The organism is Microbacterium sp. 22242, assembly GCF_052045495.1.
Taxonomy (GTDB): Bacteria; Actinomycetota; Actinomycetes; order Actinomycetales; family Microbacteriaceae; genus Microbacterium.
The window spans coordinates 185,264-203,497 of the sequence record NZ_JBQEOZ010000006.1 but is presented as its reverse complement, the minus strand read 5'-3'; the positions used below and the strand labels follow the sequence as shown (position 1 = coordinate 203,497).

The 18,234-nt window shown below is 70.7% G+C and carries 14 protein-coding genes; 10 read left to right on the top strand and 4 right to left on the bottom strand.

Features of this window, described 5'->3' with window-relative positions:
* Positions 1-21: 21 nt before the first annotated feature.
* Positions 22-1,065, bottom strand: coding sequence for a LacI family DNA-binding transcriptional regulator (locus ACTJJZ_RS09130; protein WP_440720870.1), 1,044 nt, complete (start codon positions 1,063-1,065; stop codon positions 22-24).
* Between the two features lie 97 nt (positions 1,066-1,162).
* Between ACTJJZ_RS09130 and ACTJJZ_RS09125 the strand changes: the two genes are divergently transcribed.
* The 3 genes from ACTJJZ_RS09125 to ACTJJZ_RS09115 are packed head-to-tail and all read left to right on the top strand — an operon-like array spanning position 1,163 to position 4,088.
* A complete protein-coding gene (locus ACTJJZ_RS09125) occupies positions 1,163-2,296 on the top strand; it encodes a Gfo/Idh/MocA family protein (protein WP_440720869.1) in 1,134 nt (377 codons plus the stop codon).
* The gene (locus ACTJJZ_RS09120; RefSeq protein WP_440720868.1) at positions 2,293-3,027 is read left to right on the top strand and encodes a cupin domain-containing protein; all 735 of its coding nucleotides are present in this window, start codon (positions 2,293-2,295) and stop codon (positions 3,025-3,027) included. The genes ACTJJZ_RS09125 and ACTJJZ_RS09120 overlap by 4 nt, the downstream gene beginning before the upstream one ends.
* A complete protein-coding gene (locus ACTJJZ_RS09115; protein WP_440720867.1) occupies positions 3,024-4,088 on the top strand; it encodes a Gfo/Idh/MocA family protein in 1,065 nt (354 codons plus the stop codon). The genes ACTJJZ_RS09120 and ACTJJZ_RS09115 overlap by 4 nt, the downstream gene beginning before the upstream one ends.
* A gap of 7 nt (positions 4,089-4,095) precedes the next feature.
* Here ACTJJZ_RS09115 and ACTJJZ_RS09110 read toward each other — a convergent pair whose 3' ends face one another.
* Complete coding sequence (locus ACTJJZ_RS09110; RefSeq protein WP_440720866.1) at positions 4,096-5,466, bottom strand: serine hydrolase domain-containing protein; 1,371 nt, start codon at positions 5,464-5,466, stop codon at positions 4,096-4,098.
* Positions 5,467-5,489: 23 nt separating this feature from the next.
* On the bottom strand, positions 5,490-6,518 hold the full coding sequence (locus ACTJJZ_RS09105) for a LacI family DNA-binding transcriptional regulator (RefSeq protein WP_440720865.1): 1,029 nt from the start codon (positions 6,516-6,518) through the stop codon (positions 5,490-5,492).
* A gap of 214 nt (positions 6,519-6,732) precedes the next feature.
* Here ACTJJZ_RS09105 and ACTJJZ_RS09100 point away from each other — a divergent pair, with 214 nt between their 5' ends.
* The 6 genes from ACTJJZ_RS09100 to ACTJJZ_RS09075 all read left to right on the top strand — a co-directional run bounded on the left by ACTJJZ_RS09100 (position 6,733) and on the right by ACTJJZ_RS09075 (position 15,641).
* Positions 6,733-9,078, top strand: coding sequence for a glycoside hydrolase family 3 N-terminal domain-containing protein (locus ACTJJZ_RS09100; protein WP_440720864.1), 2,346 nt, complete (start codon positions 6,733-6,735; stop codon positions 9,076-9,078).
* Positions 9,075-10,055 carry an ABC transporter permease gene (locus ACTJJZ_RS09095; protein ID WP_440720863.1) on the top strand — a complete coding sequence of 327 codons (981 nt, stop codon included), beginning with the start codon at positions 9,075-9,077 and terminating at the stop codon, positions 10,053-10,055. The genes ACTJJZ_RS09100 and ACTJJZ_RS09095 overlap by 4 nt, the downstream gene beginning before the upstream one ends.
* Positions 10,049-10,981, top strand: coding sequence for a carbohydrate ABC transporter permease (locus ACTJJZ_RS09090; RefSeq protein ID WP_440720862.1), 933 nt, complete (start codon positions 10,049-10,051; stop codon positions 10,979-10,981). The genes ACTJJZ_RS09095 and ACTJJZ_RS09090 overlap by 7 nt, the downstream gene beginning before the upstream one ends.
* 56 nt (positions 10,982-11,037) lie before the next feature.
* Positions 11,038-12,699 (top strand): ABC transporter substrate-binding protein, encoded by a 1,662-nt coding sequence (locus ACTJJZ_RS09085; protein ID WP_440720861.1) that lies wholly within the window; start codon positions 11,038-11,040, stop codon positions 12,697-12,699.
* A 79-nt stretch (positions 12,700-12,778) separates the two neighbouring features.
* Positions 12,779-13,477, top strand: coding sequence for a hypothetical protein (locus ACTJJZ_RS09080; RefSeq protein ID WP_440720860.1), 699 nt, complete (start codon positions 12,779-12,781; stop codon positions 13,475-13,477).
* Positions 13,470-15,641, top strand: a complete 2,172-nt coding sequence (locus ACTJJZ_RS09075) for a beta-galactosidase (RefSeq protein ID WP_440720859.1) — start codon at positions 13,470-13,472, stop codon at positions 15,639-15,641. The genes ACTJJZ_RS09080 and ACTJJZ_RS09075 overlap by 8 nt, the downstream gene beginning before the upstream one ends.
* Positions 15,642-15,792: 151 nt before the next feature.
* Here ACTJJZ_RS09075 and ACTJJZ_RS09070 read toward each other — a convergent pair whose 3' ends face one another.
* On the bottom strand, positions 15,793-17,016 hold the full coding sequence (locus ACTJJZ_RS09070; protein WP_440720858.1) for an MFS transporter: 1,224 nt from the start codon (positions 17,014-17,016) through the stop codon (positions 15,793-15,795).
* Between the two features lie 58 nt (positions 17,017-17,074).
* On the opposite strand from ACTJJZ_RS09070, the gene ACTJJZ_RS09065 reads away from it, so the two are divergent.
* Complete coding sequence (locus ACTJJZ_RS09065) at positions 17,075-18,181, top strand: LacI family DNA-binding transcriptional regulator (RefSeq protein WP_440720857.1); 1,107 nt, start codon at positions 17,075-17,077, stop codon at positions 18,179-18,181.
* Positions 18,182-18,234 lie beyond the last annotated feature (53 nt).

Genomic DNA, 18,234 nt, shown 5'->3' with positions numbered 1-18,234 from the left:
GTCGAACGCGACAGTCCGCCGTCAGCCGCGGGCGGCCGCGTCTGAGGAACGGTCGGGCGGGCGGGGCGCGGGCGCAGCCACGGACTCCCGCCAGACGATGTGCTGATAGCCCGTGACGGGTTCCGGATCCGGCTCACCGCGCACGGCGGCGATCAGCCGCCGCATGGAATGCTCGCCGAGGCGCACCCTGTCCTGCACGACCGAGGTGAGCGAGGGGACCAGGAACGCGCTCGCACCGCGATCGTCCCAGCCGGTGATGCTCATATCGCCGGGCATCGTCCAGCCGCGCAGGGTGGCCGCACGCATGGCGCCCGTGGCGCTCACGTCGTTGGCGGCGATCACGGCCAGCGGGACGGCGCTCTCGGGAAGATCCTCGATGACGCTGTAGCCGACCTCTCCACTCCACGCGCCGCCGAGCACGCCGAGCGACTCCAGGCCGAGGCGCTCGATCGTCGCGACATACGCGTCGCGCCGCGCGATGGCGGACGGATACTCCGGCGGGCCCGCGATGTGCAGGAACCTGCGGTGGCCCAGCGCCGCGAGCCGCTCGATCATCTCCACGATCGGCTGGGCGTCGATGAACGCGCCGGTCATGTGCATCTTGTCGTCGAATTCGAGCAGGGAGAGCACGACGGGACCGGAAGGGTCGGCTGCTCGCGCAGAACTGCTGATCGCGGTGAAGGAGAGGAAGCCCTCGTACTGACCGGAGCCGATCAGTTCGGTGAGGCGCTGCTCGCGTTCGTCGGGGGAGGGCGGCAGGCTGACGATCTCGAGGGTGTATCCGGCCTCCTGGGCGGCGGAGGCGGCGCCCTCGAGGATCGTGGAGTCGTTCAGCGCGGTGATCGGCATCAGCACCGCCAGCCGCCCGCTGCGCCGGGTGCGCATCGAGCGGGCCGCCAGATTGGGCCGGTAGTTCAACTGCGCCGCTGCGCCGAGGACGCGCTCGCGGGTGGCCTCGGAGATCCCGTTCCGCCCGGTGAGCACGAAGGAGACGGTGGACTGCGAGACCCCGGCGAGTCGCGCGACGTCGCGACTCGTCGGCCGGTGCGACCGGTCCTCCGTCATGCGTCCCCTTTCTGGCAGAAATCCGCTTGACGCGGCTGTCTCCCGAGACTACCGTATCTAATACGTCTTAGTAATACGTATTAGAATGCGAGGAAGCATGCTCAGGGTGGGAATCATCGGAACGGGCGGGATCGCGGATGCGCACATCCGCGCGTATCTCGCCTTCGCCGAGGACTGCGAGATCGTGGGTCTCGCCGACGTCGTGCCAGGAAAGGCCGCGGAAAAGGCCGAGTCGTTCTCGCTCGCGGGCGCGATCGGCTACGACGATCCGATCGAGATGATCGCGAGGGCGCAACTCGACCTGGTGAGCATCGCGACGCCGCCGAGCACGCATGCGGCGCTCAGCATCGCCGCGCTGGACGCCGGCGTGCACGTGCTCGTGGAGAAGCCGATGGCGCCCTCGCTCGAGGAGTGCGATGCGATGCTGGCCGCGCAGGCACGGTCGGGGAAGCTGCTGTCGGTCGTGGCGCAGAACCGGTTCCGCGACGACCTCGCCCTGCTCAAGGACGTCGTCGACTCGGGGCTGCTCGGCTCGATCTCGCACGTGCGCGTCGACTCGGCATGGTGGCGCGGCCTGCCGTACTACGACCTGTGGTGGCGCGGCACCTGGGAGAAGGAGGGCGGCGGCTGCACCCTGAACCATGCCATCCATCACATCGACCTGCTGCTCTGGCTGCTCGGCCGGCCTCAGGAGATCACGGCGATGCTCGCGAACACTCAGCACGAGAACAGCGAGGTCGAGGACCTGTCGGTGGCGGTGCTGCGGTACGAGCGGGGCCTTGCCCAGCTGACCAGTTCGGTGGTGCATCATGGCGAGGAGCAGGAGATCGTGATCCAGGGCGCGAAGGCTCGGGTGTCCCAGTCCTGGGCCGTGCGCGCCGAGCGCTCTGGCTCGACCGGATTCCCCGAGAAGGGCGGTGACGGTGAGTTGGTGGCGCGGATCGAGGAGTTCGCCGCGGCCAGGACGCCGCTGGCGCATCATGGACATCAGGGGCAGGTCAGGGACGTGCTGGATGCGATCCTGGAAGGTCGCGCTCCGGTCTCCAGCGGCCAGGACGGCCGCAACGCGGTGGAGGTCGTGACGGCGGTGTACCAGGCCGGGATCGAGCGCTCGTTCGTCTCGCTGCCGCTCGCCGCGGACGATCCCTATTACCGGTCCGGCTACCTCGTCGCGCACGCGCCGCGCTTCTTCGAGAAGCAGGGCTCGATCCTGGCGCCGGTGGCGTCATGACGAGCTCGACCTTTCCCGGCGGCACCTCGCTCTCGCACCTCGACATCTACTCCGGGCAGGCGCCGGACGGCATGTGCGGCGGCAGTCCGCACATGCACCTGGCATCCACCGAGGCCTATCTCGTGGTGGCGGGCGATGGCGCCCTGCAGACGATCGACGCCGACGGCTTCCGCGAGACCGCGCTGCACGCCGGATCCGTCGTCTGGTTCACCCCTGGCACGATCCACCGTGCCGTCAATCGCGGCGGACTGCAGGTCATGGTGCTGATGAGCAATGCGGGCCTGCCCGAGGCCGGCGACGCCGTGATGACGTTCCCCGCCGAGGTCGTGGCCGACCCCGCGGCGTACGCGGCGGCGGCGTCGCTCGGCGCCGAGCAGGGCCGAGCCGACCGCGCGGCACGACGACGCGATCTGGCCGTGGCCGGGTTCGGGCAGCTGCGCGACGCGGTGCAGGCCGGCGACCGCGGCCCGCTGGAGCGATTCTACGCCGACGCGGCCGCACTCGTGCGCGAGCGCGCGGCGGCCTGGGCCGACATCGTGCGGGAGGGACCGCTGGCGCAGGCCGAGCGCAGCGCGGCCCTGGTCGACGCGATCGCGCGCGGCGCCGCCACCCATCTCGGCGAGGCCCGGGTGCACGAGGCGGCACCGGGTGAGGGTGAGCGCCTGTTCGGCATGTGCGGGCGGATCCGCACGTACGACACCACAGAGACAGCAGAAGAGGATCCCCGATGACCGACTCCCTGTTCACGTTCGCCCCGCTGCCGACGCCCGTCGTGCAGCCTGGCGAGTTCTCCTTCGCCGCGGTGGGGCTCGATCACGGGCACATCTTCGGCATGACCGACGGCCTGATCGGCGCCGGCGCGACGGTCCGGCTCGTCTACGACCGGAATCCCCAGCGCGCCGCCGAGTTCGCCCAGCGCTATCCCGGCGCCCGCGTCGCCGCGTCGGAGCAGGAGGTGCTGGACGATCCGGAGATCCGGCTCGTGGCGACGGCGGCCATCGCCTCCGAGCGGGCCGGCATCGGCCTGCGCGCGATCGAGGCGGGCAAGGATGCGTTCGTGGACAAGGCGCCCCTGACCACCTTCGAGCAGCTCGCCGCCGCTCGCGAGGCCACCGCGCGCACGGGCCGCAAGTACGCGGTCTACTACGGGGAGCGGGTGCACACCGAGTCGGCCATCCTCGCCGGCCAGCTGATCGATCAGGACGCGATCGGCCGGGTGCTGCAGGTGGTCTGCTTCGGCCCGCACCGCGTCGGATCCGGGCGCCCGGACTGGTTCTACGATCCGGCGCAGTACGGCGGGATCCTCTGCGACATCGGCAGTCACAACTTCGAGCAGATGCTGTACTTCACCGGCGCGACCGGCGGGAGGCCGGCGAGCTCGGCGGTCGCCAACTACGCGCACCCGGAGACGCCGGGTCTGCAGGACTTCGGCGACGCCCACGTCATCCTGGACAACGGCACCTCGGGATACGTGCGCGTCGACTGGTTCACGCCCGACGGGCTGGGCGTGTTCGGCGACGGGCGCACCCTCATCCTCGGCACCGACGGCTACATCGAGCTGCGCAAGTACATCGACATCGGCACTGACAACGGCGGCGGCCAGGTGCTGCTCGTGAACCAGCAGGGGCAGTACCGGTTCGATGCGAACGGACGCACCGGCTTCCCGTTCTTCGGGCAGCTCATCCGCGACTGCCTCGACCGCACCGAGACGGCGATGACCCAGGAGCACGCCTTCGCGGCGGCCGAGCTGAGCCTGCACGCACAGGCGGACGCGGTGGTGCTCGCCGGGTGAGCCCTGCTCAGACGGATCCGCGAGGTGGCGCCGCAGGACGCGCCACCTCGTCGGGCACGACGAGGGTTCCGACCGTCGGATGCCAGAGCGGCGTGGTGTGCCAGGCCGGATGCAGGCCGGCGGAGTCGCGGCGGAGGATCATCCGGTGCGGCGACGTGGGGATCACGACGTGGACCAGCGCCTCGCCCTCCGTGGAGCGCTCGCCGCGGACCGCGATCGACAGCACCCCGTCGCCCAGAGGGAGCACGTCGCGCCGCCACCGGCCCTGCTCGACGCGGACCAGACGGTCGCTGCCCGGGATCCCGAGCTCCCAGCCTCCGTCGCCGGCATCCTCGAGCGACCAGTCGGTCGCATCCGGCACGGCCTCCGGCGCCGGGAGGAGCAGCGCACGGGCTTCCCAGGAGTCCCGCTCGTGCTCGTGCGGCTCCGGATCCCGGTGCTCCGCGGTCACCGGGACATCGGCGAACGACTCGACCAGCCGCCAGAGCGTCGAGAGAGTCTCCTGGGTGCGGTCCGTCGCGCCCTGGTAGGCGATCACGATGCCGCGCTCGGGGATCACCAGGGCGAACTGGCCGTACGCGCCGTCGAGCCGGAAGCCGTGCCTGCTGCGCCACAGCTGATATCCGTACCCCAGAGCCCAGTCGCCGTCGGGGTCCTGGTCCGGCTCGCGGGTGTCGGACCAGGCGCGGGTCGCCTCGTGGACGAAGGCGGCGGGGATGACCTGACGCCCCTGGAAGCGGCCGCCGTCCGCGAGGGCGATCCCGATCCGGGCGAGGTCGTCGACGGTGAGATGCAGCCCCGAGAATCCCTGATCGAGGCCTTCATGCCGCGCCCACCAGCGCGGTCCGATGCCGAGCGGCGTGAACAGCCGATCCTGCAGCAGCGCGGTGAGGGAGAGACCGCTCACCGCCGTGACGATCGCGGAGAGCGCGAACGTCGCGGGGGAGTTGTAGGCGAAGTGCGTCCCCGGCGTGTGTTCCGGAGCGATGGTGAGCAGGGCGCGGACGTCGAAGGGCAGCGTCAGCGTCTGAGTGCGGCTGTGTCCGGTGTTCATCGTGAGCAGGTGCGCGACCGTGATGCCGTGCGGATTGGGCAGGGCGAGATAGCGATCCACACCCGCATGGAGGTCGATGCGACCGTCGGCCTCGAGCAGCCCGATCGCGATCGCCGTGAAGGTCTTCGACACCGAGTACACCAGCGCGGCCCCGTCGGCGGACCACGGCTCCCACGCGGTGCGGGACAGCACGTGACCGTGCCGCGCGATCACGAGCGCGTGCGGGTCCAGCCCGGCCCGCTCGAGCTCTGCGATCGTGCGGTGCGCGGATTCGGGGTCCAGGCCGTGCTGCTCGGGCGGGGCGGTGGGCAGGGTGTGTCGCATGGTCGCTCCTGGATGATCGCGGTTCAGACGGTGGCGGGGCGCGCGGTGGAATCGCGCACGACGAGCTCGGTCATCAGATCGACGCGCGTGGAGGCGGGGGATCCGCCCTCCGCGAGGGTGATGAGCATCTGCGCCGCGAGGCTGCCCATCTCCCGCAGCGGCTGGTCCACCGTCGTCAGCGGCGGGTTCAGCCACTCGGTGATCGGAAGGTTGTCGTAGCCGACGAGGGAGAGATCCTCGGGGATGCGCAGACCGAGCTCGCGCGCCGCGCGCGCGACGCCGAGCGCGACGTAGTCGGATCCGGCGAAGATCGCGGTCGGCCGGTCGGGGCGGGAGAGCAGCTCGAGAGCGTGGCGATAGCCGCTGGGAGCCTCGAACGGGCCCCAGCGCACCAGGCCGGGATCCGATGCGATCCCGGCCTGGTCGTGGGCGCTGCGGTAGCCGTCGACCCGCGCGCGGGAGCACAGCACGTCGGACGGTCCCATCACGACGCCGATGCGGGTGTGGCCGAGTTCGAGCAGGTGCCGGGTGGCGATGAATCCGCCATGCCAGTTGTTCGAGCCGACGGTGGGCACGTCGGCGGGCGGAGTGCCCTGGGTGTCGAGCACCACATAGGGGACCGCGCGCGAGCTGAACTGGTGCCGCTGCACGTCGTCGAGATCCGAGAGCACGAGCAGCACGCCCAGGGGCCGGCGTGCCGAGACGTCGTCCATCCACTCCTGGGTCGGGCGGTGCGAACCGCCGAGTTCGGAGAGCACCACGCCCACGCGTGCCGCTCCCGCCGTGCGTTCCACCCCGGTGATGATCTCCTGCGCCCAGAGGTTCTGCGCCTCGTGGAACACCAGATCCAGCAGCCGGGGCCGGGAGGCGTTCGCCCCGGTCGTCCGCGCGGCAGAGGGCTTGCGGTACTCGTGGGCGGTCAGTGCGGCCTCGACGCGCAGCCGGGTGGCCTCGGCCACGTCGGCGCGGCCGTTGAGCACCTTCGACACGGTCGGGACGGAGACGCCCACCTCGGCCGCGATCTGCGCGATCGTGGTGCGGTTCTTGCTCACGGGCCCTCCTCCGATGGTCGCCACGAACGACAGGCGCACGCGAAAGTATCGGACAGACTATCGCACCGGCGCCCGTCTCCCCGCAGAAATGAACTCACGGAGACTGTTGACATCGGTCTAATACGTATTTACTGTGAGTTGCAGCAGTTCTTTCGATATCGGATCCGAGAGTTTCGAAAGCTCGATGGTCGGAAAGCACAATGAAGTGAGCCACATGACTGACACCTCTTCGGCGCGGCTGAGCGGCGCCTGGCACGACGAGGCGCTCTCCGCGTCCGACCGGGCCCGTGCTCTGGTCACCGCGATGAGCCTGGAGGAGAAGACGAGCCAGCTCGTCGGCCTCTGGGTCGGCGCCGACGCCTCCGGCGGTGACGTCGCCCCCTTCCAGGACGACATGAACGACGCCGCGCCCTCATTCGACGACGCCATCGTCGACGGACTCGGCCAGCTCGTCCGTCCCTACGGCACCCGCCCCGTGGATCCCGTCCTGGGCGCCCAGTCGGTCGCGAGAGCGCAGCGCCGGATCATGGCGGCGAACCGCTTCGGCATCCCGGCCCAGGTGCACGAGGAGTGCCTCGCCGGCTTCGCCGCCTGGCGCGCCACGGCCTACCCGGTGCCGCTCTCGTGGGGCGCCGCGTTCGACCCGGTCCTTGTGCAGGAGATGGGGGCGCAGATCGGCGCCTCGCTGCGCGCTGCCGGCGTGCACCAGGGGCTCGCCCCGGTGCTCGACGTCGTGCGGGACAGCCGCTGGGGGCGCGTGGAGGAGACGATCGGGGAGGATCCCTATCTCGTCGGCGCGATCGGCGCGGCCTACGTGCGCGGTATGGAGTCCGCCGGCGCCGTCGCGACGCTCAAGCACTTCGCGGGCTACTCCGCCTCACGGGGCGCCCGCAACCACGCCCCGGTCTCGGCAGGCCCCCGCGAGATGGCCGACGTCTTCCACCCGCCCTTCCTGACCGCGCTGCGAGAGGGCGGCGCGCGTTCGGTCATGAACTCCTACGCCGAAGTGGACGGGGTGCCGGCGGCGGCCGACGCCGGCCGGCTCACCGGACTGCTCCGCGACGACTGGGGCTTCGAGGGCGTCGTGGTGGCCGACTACTTCGCCGTGGCGTTCCTGCGCACTCTGCACCGCGTCGCCGGGACCGATGGCCAGGCGGCCGGGCTCGCGCTCGCCGCAGGCATCGACGTCGAGCTGCCGTCGGTGTCCGCCTTCGGCGCGCCGCTGCGCGAGGCCGTGCGCTCCGGGGCGGTCGATGAGGCGCTCGTCGACCGCGCCGCGGAGCGCGTGCTCAGCCAGAAGGCCGAGCTGGGCCTTCTCGACGCGGACTGGGAGCCGGAAGCGCCCACCGCCCTCGAGTTCGACACGGCCGCGCAGCGCGAGACCGCGCTCAGCCTGGCACGCGAGAGCATCGTGCTCGCCGACAACCCCACGGGGATCCTGCCGCTCCGCCCTGGCGCGCGGCTCGCGCTCGTCGGCCCCGTCGCGGACGACCCGCTGGCGATGCTGGGCTGCTACTCCTTCCCGTTGCACGTCGGCGTGCACCACCCGGAGCACGAGATCGGGATCGACATCCCCTCCGTGCTCTCGGCGCTGCAGGCGGAGCACCCCGGTGCGATCGCGTACGCGGCCGGCTGCGACGTCATGCGGCCGGGGCGGGAGGGCTTCGCCGCAGCGGTCGCCGCGGCCGCGGTCGCCGACGTGGCGGTCGTCGCGGTCGGCGACCGGGCCGGCCTCTTCGGGCGCGGCACATCGGGCGAAGGCTGCGACGCGGCCGACCTGCGTCTGCCCGGAGAGCAGCACGATCTCATCGAGGCCGTGCTCGCGACCGGCACCCCCACGGTGATCCTCGTGCTGTCCGGCCGACCGTATGCGCTGGGCGCCTTCGCCGGCCGGGCCGCGGCCGTGGTCCAGGCCTTCTTCCCCGGTCAACGAGGCGGTCAGGCCATCGCCGAGGTGCTCACCGGAACGGTCAACCCGTCCGGTCACCTCCCCATCGGCATCCCGCGGCATCCCGGCTCTCAGCCGGCGGGCTATCTGGCCCCGCCGCTCGGCCGCGCCGACGCACCGTCCAACATCGACCCGACGCCGCTGTACCCGTTCGGGCACGGACTGTCCTACGGCGCGCTGTCCTGGGGCCGGGTCGAGGTCTCCGGCACCGAATGGGCGGTGGATGGCGAGGTCAGGATCACCGTCGATCTCGCCAACGACGAGGAGGGCGCGATCGACGACGTCGTGCAGCTCTACCTGCATGACGAGGTCGCCCAGGTCACCCGGCCGGAGTCGCGCCTCATCGGCTTCCAGCGCGTGTCGCTGGCCCCGGGCGAGACCGCGCGGGTCGAGTTCGCGGCGCACGCCGACCTCACCTCGTTCGCCGGGATCGGCGGCGAGATGATCGTCGAGCCAGGGGCGGTCGAGCTGCGCGTGGCGCGTTCGAGCGCCGACGTGCACGCAGTCGTCCCGCTCGAACTGACCGGGCCGGCGCGCACGGTCGGCTCCGCGCGCACGCTTCTCAGCACGGCCACGGTCCAGGCACTGCTCGCGGGAAGGAGCGCGCGATGAGCGAGACCAGAGCCATCGTCACGGCGGCCACGGGGCGCAGGCGCCGCGCAGCCGCGACCCGGACGAGTGCCGGCAGGGTGACCTGGCGTCGGGCGCTCGCCCGCGACTGGCGGCTGTACTCCTTCCTGGTCCTGCCGGTGCTGTTCCTGCTGGTGTTCCGCTACATCCCGATGATCGGCAACGTGATCGCGTTCCGCCGGTTCCGGCCCGGTGGATCCATCCTGGGCGACGAGTGGGTGGGCTTCACCTACTTCCAGATGTTCATCACCAACGGGCAGTTCTGGACCGTCTTCGGGAACACGGTCCTCCTCGGCGGCCTCACGCTGATCATCTGCTTCCCCCTGCCGATCGTGCTCGCGCTGATGCTCAACGAACTGCGCTCCAGCAGGTTCAAGCGCATCGTGCAGACGATCTCGTACCTCCCGCACTTCATGTCGGTCGTGATCGTGGCAGGCCTCGTCCTGCAGCTCACCTCGCTGACCGGCACGATCAACCAGATCGTCGAGGCGTTCGGCGGGACGGCCGTGCCGTTCATGCAGCGGCCGGAGTGGTTCCGCTCCGTCTACGTCTCCAGCGAGGTCTGGCAGACGGTCGGCTGGGGCACGATCCTGTACCTCGCCGCGCTCACGACGATCGACGACCAGCTGTACGAGGCCGCCCGCATCGACGGCGCGAACCGGTGGCAGCAGACCTGGCACATCACGCTGCCCGGCATCCGTCCCACCATGATGGTGCTGCTGATCCTGAACATCGGATCCTTCATGGCCGTCGGGTTCGAGAAGGTCCTGCTGCTGCAGAATCCGCTCATCTACTCCACGGCCGACGTCATCTCGACCTACCTGTACCGGGTGGGCATCCAGTCGGCGCAGTTCTCCTACGCCGCCGCGATCGGCCTGTTCGAGGCCGTCATCGGCCTCGTCCTCGTGCTGGGCGCGAACTCCATCTCCCGTCGATTGGTGGGTACCTCGCTATGGTGACCGAAGCTCTTCCCGCGAAGCCGGACATCGCCAGGGTCCGGTCCGAGACCGGCGTCATCCGGGAGTCGTGGGGGTACCGCGTCTTCCGCGTCGTCAACGCGATCGTGCTGCTGCTGATCTGCGTCGTGACGCTGTATCCGTTCCTGAACCTCGTCGCCAAGGCCTTCTCCTCGGAGGGGTACATCGCCGCAGGCAAGGTCAACCTGATCCCGATGGGGTTCAACGTCGACACCTTCGCCGTCGTGCTCGGTGACGGCATGTTCTGGAAGAACTACGGCAACACGGTGCTCTACACGGTCGTCGGCACGATCATCTCGATGGCGCTGACCACCACCTACGCCTACGCGCTCAGCCGCACGCACCTCAAGGGCAGGGGCTTCTTCGTCGGGATCGCGGTGTTCACGATGTTCTTCGGCGGCGGACTGATCCCGAACTACATCCTGGTGGCCAGCTTCCTGGGCTGGCGCAACTCGATCTGGGCCGTCGTCGTGCCGGGCGCGCTGAGCGTGTTCAACCTGCTGGTGATGAAGTCGTTCTTCGAGAACTTTCCCGCCGAGCTGGAGGAGGCCGCCGCGATCGACGGACTGTCCACCTACGGGATCTTCTTCCGGATCGTGCTGCCGCTGTCCAAGGCGGTCCTCGCCACCATGACCCTCTTCTACGCGGTCGCGCAGTGGAACTCGTGGTTCGGCGCCTTCCTCTACCTCGACAACAAGTCGCTGTTCCCGGTCACCGTGTACCTGCGCAACCTGATCGCGGCCGCGACAGGCACCCAGGACCCCGGAGGCGCCGCGGATGCGGTGCAGATCTCCGCGAACATCCAGTCGGTCACCATGCTCCTCACCGTGCTGCCCATCATCTGCCTCTACCCGTTCATCCAGCGCTACTTCGTCTCCGGCGTGATGCTCGGCTCCGTCAAGGGCTGATCGCCACCATCCCTCGCCCGTCGAACGACGACGTTCCCCCGAAAGAGAGAAACCTCATGTCCTTCACCCGCATCCGCCTGGCGGCCGTGGCCGGCGTCGCCGTCGCTGCGCTCGCACTGACCGCCTGCTCCGGCGGCGACCCGTCCGCGAAGACGTCCTCCGCAGACGGCGTCACGATCGACGCCGCCCAATCGGTCGGCGCCATGACCGACTACAAGGCCGGCACCACGTTCAAGGCCACGAAGCCGCAGACCTTCTCGCTGATGTACCGCGACCATCCGAACTACCCCGTCAAGGACGACTGGTCGGTGTTCCAGAACCTCAAGAAGAAGCAGAACGTCTCCTTCACCCGCACCGACATCCCGCTCGCCGACTACGACAAGAAGAAGGCGCTGCTCATCGGGGGCGGAGAGGCGACCGACATCATCTCGGTCACGTACGCCGGCACCGAGACGCAGTACGTCTCGGGCGGCGCGATCCTGCCCGTCTCGGACTACTTCCAGTACATGCCCAACTTCGAGAAGAAGATCAAGGACTGGGGACTGCAGGCCGAGCTCGACACCCACAAGCAGGACGACGGCAAGATCTACGTCTTGCCGGGTCTGCGTGAGGTGCCGGACGTGCAGTACTCGGTCATGATCAACGAGGACATGTGGGCCAAGGCCGGCATCACCGAGGATCCGAAGACCTGGGACGACTTCGCGAAGGATCTCGTCGCCGTGAAGAAGGCGAACCCGCAGATCGCGTACGGGATGAGCGATCGCTGGACCGACCAGACCCCGCTCGGATCGCTGCTCAGCGTGATGTCGCCGAACTACGGCACCCTCGCGGGCTGGACCTATGCGAACACCCAGTGGGATGCGAAGGCCAAGAAGTACGTGTTCACCGGCGCCAGCCCGCAGTACAAGAAGCTGATGACGTACGCGGCGGGACTCGTCTCCAGCGGCGGCCTGGACCCGGAGATCACGCAGAGCGACGACCAGGCCGTGCAGAAATTCATCTCCGGGCAGAGCGCCGCCATCTCCGGCAACACGCAGGCGCTCTCCGACTACCGCGCCAAGCTCGCGAGCGCCGGCAAGGGCGACGTCAAGATCCGCCTGCTGAACGTGCCGGCCGGTCCCGCCGGATCCAACATCGCGTCCGGACGCTTCACGTCGGGCGTCATGATCGGCAGCGAGGCCGCGAACAAGCCCTACTTCAAGGCGCTGCTGCAGTACCTCGACTGGCAGTACTACTCCGACGAGGGCATGGAGTTCGCGCTGTGGGGCGTGCAGGGTGAGACGTACTCCAAGGCCGCCGACGGCACCCGCACCTTGAACTCCGACATCGGCTGGAGCTCGATCAACCCCGGCGCCCCCAAGAAGCTCAACGCCGACTTCGGCTACAGCAACGGCGTCTTCTCGCTCGCCAACGGATCCTCGAAGGACCTCACCCAGTCGATGATGACGCCGGAGATCAAGGAGTGGACGCAGAAGCAGCTGGACGGCAAGAAGCAGCTCCCGGTCCCGCCGGCGGCGCGTCTGAACGAGGCGGAGCTGGAGCAGACCTCGCTGCAGCAGACGCAGCTCACCGACGCGGTGAGGACCGCCACGGCCGGGTTCATCACCGGCCAGAAGTCGATCGACAAGGACTGGGACGCGTACGTGGCGCAGCTCAAGAGCCTCGGATCCGATCAGCTCCTCGACACCATCAACGCCGCGCTGACCCGTTCGAAGTGATCCAGGACGGCCGGTCGCGCCGTGTGCGCGGCCGGCCGTCGCATCCTCCGCAGATGACATGCACGGACAGGAGTCACCGATGATCCGACCCACACCAGCGGTCGCGGCGGACGAGATCGGCGCCGGTCCGCTCTCGCGCGGGTCCGCCGCGCTGTACCGGATGCTCGTCCTGGAGGGCATGCTGCTGCTCGGCGCCCTCCCGTCCATCGCCGTGATCGCCGTGCTCGGACGGGACTCCTCGAACGTGCCGCTGTTCGTGCTCGCGATGCTGCCGCTCGCCCCGACCCTGGTCGCCGCGATCGCGGCGGTGGAGGCGTGGCGGCGTGCGCCCGACCTGTCGCCCGCGCGGGCGTTCGCCCTCGCCTACCGGAGGGATCTCGGCGCCACCCTGGTGTGGGCGGCGCCGGCGACCGCACTGCTCGCCGTGCTCGCCTTCAACCTGGTGCATCTCGATGCGGTTCCGGGGGCCGGCATGGTCCGGCCGGTCCTTCTCGTGGTCGCGGCGGTCCTCATCGTCTGGATGGGGATCATGCTCCCGCTCACCGCGGGGTTCCGGTTCCGCACCCGGGACGCCGCCCGCATCGCGCTCGTGCTGATCCTGCCGCAGTGGCGATACTCGCTCGGCGTCCTGTCGCTCGTGCTGGTCGCCGCGACGCTCGCGCTGCTGTTCTCGGTGTTCGCGGTGCTGCTGCTCGCGGGGGTCCTCGCCGGCCTGCTCGCACTGCTCTCACGCCCGCTGACCGCGCACGTCGCACGGAGGTTCACCCGCCATGACTGACCCGACCGCCACGCTGCACGCCGGTGCGGTGGACGCCGAGGCGGCGCTCGCCGCCGAGCCGGCCCCGGCCCGGGGGCGCGCCCCGCGGCCGCGGGACCTCCCCGCCCGGCTGCCACGGCTCGACCACATCGCCTTCGGCGGCGACTATTCGCCCGAGCAATGGGGCCAGGACGTGTGGGACGCCGATCACGCCGCCTTCGATGCCGCCGGTGTCACCCTGCTCACGGTGGGCGTGTTCACCTGGTCTCTCACCCAGCCCGCGGAGGACGTGTTCGACTTCACCGCGCTCGACGCGATCGTGCAGCGCGTCGCCGACGAGGGCCGACTGATCTGCCTCGGCACCGGCACGGGTGCGCTGCCGCCGTGGATCGCGCGGGCCCATCCCGACGTGAACCGCACCGATCACGAGGGCCGCCGGCACCGCTACGGCCAGCGGCACAACGCGTGCTGGAGCTCGCCGGACTACCGCCGCCTCGCCGCGCAGGTCGCCGGCAGGCTCGCGGAGCGCTACGGCTCGCATCCGTCCGTCGTCGCCTGGCACATCGGAAACGAGTACGGCGGGCGCTGCTACTGCGACCTCTGCGCCGCGGAGTTCCGGACCTGGCTGCGCCGTCGTTACGGGACGCTGGAGGCGCTGAACGAGGCGTGGAACACGACGTTCTGGTCGCACCGGTTCACCGATTGGGACGAGATCGAGCCGCCGAGCGCGCTCACCGAGCACTGGGGCGGGCCCGGCAAGACGGCGTTCCAGGGCATCACCCTCGACTACCACCGCTTCTCGACCGACAACGCGATCCGGCAGTACGTCGAGGAGCGCGACGCGATCCGGCAGCATTCCGACCTGCCCGCGACGACGAACTTCATGGGCTTCTACGAGCCGCTGGACTACCACCGCTGGAACGAGGTGCTCGACTTCGCGTCCTGGGACAACTACCCGCGCGACCTGCGCGCCCCCTGGGCGAGCGCGCTCGCGCACGATCTGCTGCGGGGGATCAAGGACGGGGCGCCGTTCTGGCTCATGGAGCAGACGCCGTCGGTCACGGCCTCGCGCGACGTGAACCCGGTGCGTCGTCCCGGCGTGATGCGGTTGTGGTCGTGGCAGGCGGTGGCGCACGGGGCGGACTCCGTGCTGTTCTTCCAGATGCGGCAGTCCCGCGGCGCCTGCGAGATGATGCACGGCGCCGTCCTCGACCACTCCGGCAGCCTCGAGACGCGCACGTTCCGCGAGGTCGCCGGGCTCGGCGCGGAGCTGGGCCGCGTGGGCTCCGCGACGCTCGGGGCGCGGACCCCGGCGCGGTGCGCGCTCATCGTGGACTGGGATTCGTGGTGGGCGGTGGAGATGGCGGACGGGCCGAACCGGCTGCTGCGCTACCTGCCCACGATCGAGGCGTGGGGACGCGCGTTCTGGGAGGCGGGGGCGCAGCTCGACGTCGTGCCGGTGACCGCCGACCTGAGCGGCTACGACGTGGTCGCGGCGCCGCTGCTGCACCTGATCGCCGACGACATCGCGGAGCGGCTCGATGCCGTGGCGCGCCGCGGCGGCACCGTGCTCACCGGCTACCTGTCCGGGCGCGTGGACGAGGACGACCGGCGATTCCTCCTGCACGCGCCAGGCCCGCTGCGCGCGCTCGCGGGAGTGCGTGTCGCCGAGACCGACTCCGCGCCGCCGGGCGAGGCGAACCCGGTGCGGTTCTCGGAGGGATCCGTGTCACTGGCCGAGGCGGAGTGCGACGCAAGCATGCTCTTCGAGGTGCTCGTCGCCGAGGACGCCGAGGTCGTCGCCCGCTACGGCGAGGACTTCTACGCGGGCGAGGCCGCCGTGACCCGGCGCACTGTCACCGGGGAGCACGGCGAGGACGGCCGGGTCTGGTATATCGGCACGCAGCTCGCGCAGTCCGGGCTCAGCGCGATCGTGCGACGGGCGCTCGATCGTCACGGCCTGACCGGACCGTATGCGGACGTCGCGGGCCTCGAGCACGCGGTGCGGATCGCGCCCGACGGCCGGCGGCTCGAGTTCCTGCTGCACCACGGCCCGGATCCGGTCGGGATCGCCCTGCACGAGGACGGCACGGACCTGCTCACCGGCGCGCGACATGCGCGAGGAGCTGTGCTCACCCTGCAGCCGACGGACGTCGTCGTGCTGGACACCACGGCGGCGGGCTGAGACGAGGGCGCGCCCGGATGCTGCGGCGCCGGATCCTTCCGGACGCCTGCTCCCGGATCCTCCCGCGACGCCTGCACGATCGCGCGACGGATGCACGATGAATCTGCGGATCCGGTCGTGCAGACGTCGCAGGGTCCTGCGGGCGTCGCGCTCAGCCCGCGGAGACCTTCTGGTCCTCGCGGAGCGGGCGGGCCGCGCCGGAGAACAGGCCGGAGAGCGCCGCGAGCACGACGAGGATGAACAGCGTGTTCAGCAGCCCGATGTGGCTGCTGATGAAGCCGAGGACAGGCGGCCCGCCGAGGAAGGCGATGTAGCCGATCGTGGCGGCCGCGCTCACCCTGGCAGCGGCCTTGGCGGGGTCGTCCGCCGCCGCCGACATGCCGAGCGGGAAGCCGAGCGAGGCGCCGATCCCCCACAGCGCGGCACCCGCGAAGACGAGCGGCGCGCTCGGCGCGAGGATGAAGAGCAGGATGCCGGCGGCGGCGGTGATCGCGAGGACGCGGAGCACCACGACGCGCCCGAAGCGGTCCACGAGCGGACCGCCGAACAGGCGCACGACGGTCATCGCCACGGAGAACGTGGCCAGCGCGGCGGCCCCCGCGGCCGGACCGGCGTGGTGGTCCTCCGAGACGCCGAGCGCGAGCCAGTCGTTGGCACCGCCCTCGGCGAACGACATGCCCAGCATCACGATGCCGAGGAAGTACGTGCGCGGCTCGCGCCAGGCCTCCAGCGCGACGTGCATCCGCTCCCGCCAGCGCGGCTTCTCGGCGGGGGACGGATCGAGGGCGGACTCGCGCAGTGGCACGTTCGCATAGCAGGCGAACGCGGCCAGTGCGATCACCGCGGCGATCAGGAAGGCGTGCCCGCCGACGTCCAGCCCCAGCTGCACGAGCAGGGCGCCCAGCGCGGCGCCGATGACGGTGCCGAAGCTGAAGAACGCATGGAACACCGGCAGGATCGTCCGGCCCATCTGCTGCTCGATCGCGGTCGCCTCGACGTTCATCATCACGTCGAGGGATCCGTTGCCGAAGCCGAACAGCACCAGCCCCGCGATCACCACGGGCAGGGATCCGAGCACACTGGTGCCCAGGCCGATCAGGGCGACCCCCACGGCGAAGCTGAGCATCGTGAGCAGCATGCCGAGCCGGGCGCCGGTGCGGGCCATCACGGCGGGGCTGGTCGAGATGCCGAGGATGGACGAGACGCCCATGCCGAGCAGCAGCAGGCCCATCTGGGCGTTGTCGACGCCCAGATCCACCTTGATGTCGGGCACCCGGGAGGCCCAGGTCGCGATGGACAGACCGCTGGTGAGGAAGATCGCGAAGATCGCCGCGCGCCAGCGCACGAACTGGGAGCGGGTCAGGGCGGTGTCCATGCCGTCAGTGTATCGAATCGATTCGATCTCTGATTTCGCAACGATGTATTGTCGAACCATGAGCGTCGAGCCGGATCCCGCGAAGGGCCGTCGGCGGGCCACCATCGCCGACGTGGCCCGGGTGGCCGGGGTCTCGCCCTCCACCGCGTCGGTCGTGTTCAGCGGCAAGGCGCGGGTCGCGGAGGCCACGCGGGAACGCGTGCTCGCGGCCGCCGCCGGCCTCGGCTACACCGGCCCCGACCCGCGCGCGACGTCGCTGCGGCGGGGGAGGAGCGGCATCGTCGCGGTCGCGCTCGAGGAGCACCTGCGCACCGCGTTCCTGGATCCGGTGAAGACCGCGATGATGGACGGCCTCACCGACGGGCTCGCCGAGCTCGGTGCGGGCGTGCTGCTGCTGCGCGACGACCCCGACGCCGGCCCCGACGCCCCGACGCTCGGCACCGCGCCGATCGACGCCGCGGTGCTGATCGGCTGCAGCCCGCAGATGCGCGAGACGCTCGACACCGTGCGCTCGCGCGGCCTGCCCGTGGTCGTCATCGAGGGCGATGCGGGCGACGACGTGCCGCGGATCGAGCTGGACAACCGCGAGGCGGCCGCGCAGATCGCGCACCACCTGTGCGCGCTCGGCCATCGCAGGGTCGCGGTGGTCACGCTGCCGTTCGACGGCCGGCGGGAGCGCGGCGACGCGACGCCGGAGCGGATCGCCGACATCACCACGCCGGTCACCCGGGTGCGGCTGGACGGCACGCTGGCCGTGTTCCCGGACGCACGCGTCGTCTCCGCCGGCGGCAGCCTGATCGATGAGGGCGTGCTCGCCGGCCGCCTCCTGTTCGCCGAACCGGCCAGCCGCCCGACCGCGGTGATCGCGCAGAGCGACCTGCTCGCCGCGGGCGTGATCCGCGCGGCCGAGGAGGCGGGCCTGCGGGTTCCGCAGGACGTCAGCGTCGCGGGCTTCGACGGGATCGCCGTGGACGGGCTCGGCGAGCACGTGCTGACCACCGCCGTGCAGCCGGCCGTGGAGAAGGGGCGCGCCGCGGGCGACGCGGTCGCGCGCATGCTCGCGGGCCAGCCGGCCGCGTCGATCCGGTTCACCTGCACGTTCCGGGAGGGGACGACCACGGGTCCCGCACCGGCCGACGCAGAGCAGGCCGGCGCCGACCGGTAGCCTGGGAGCACGCCCGCCCGCCTGAGTCGCTGAGACCGACGAGCCAGAGGAGC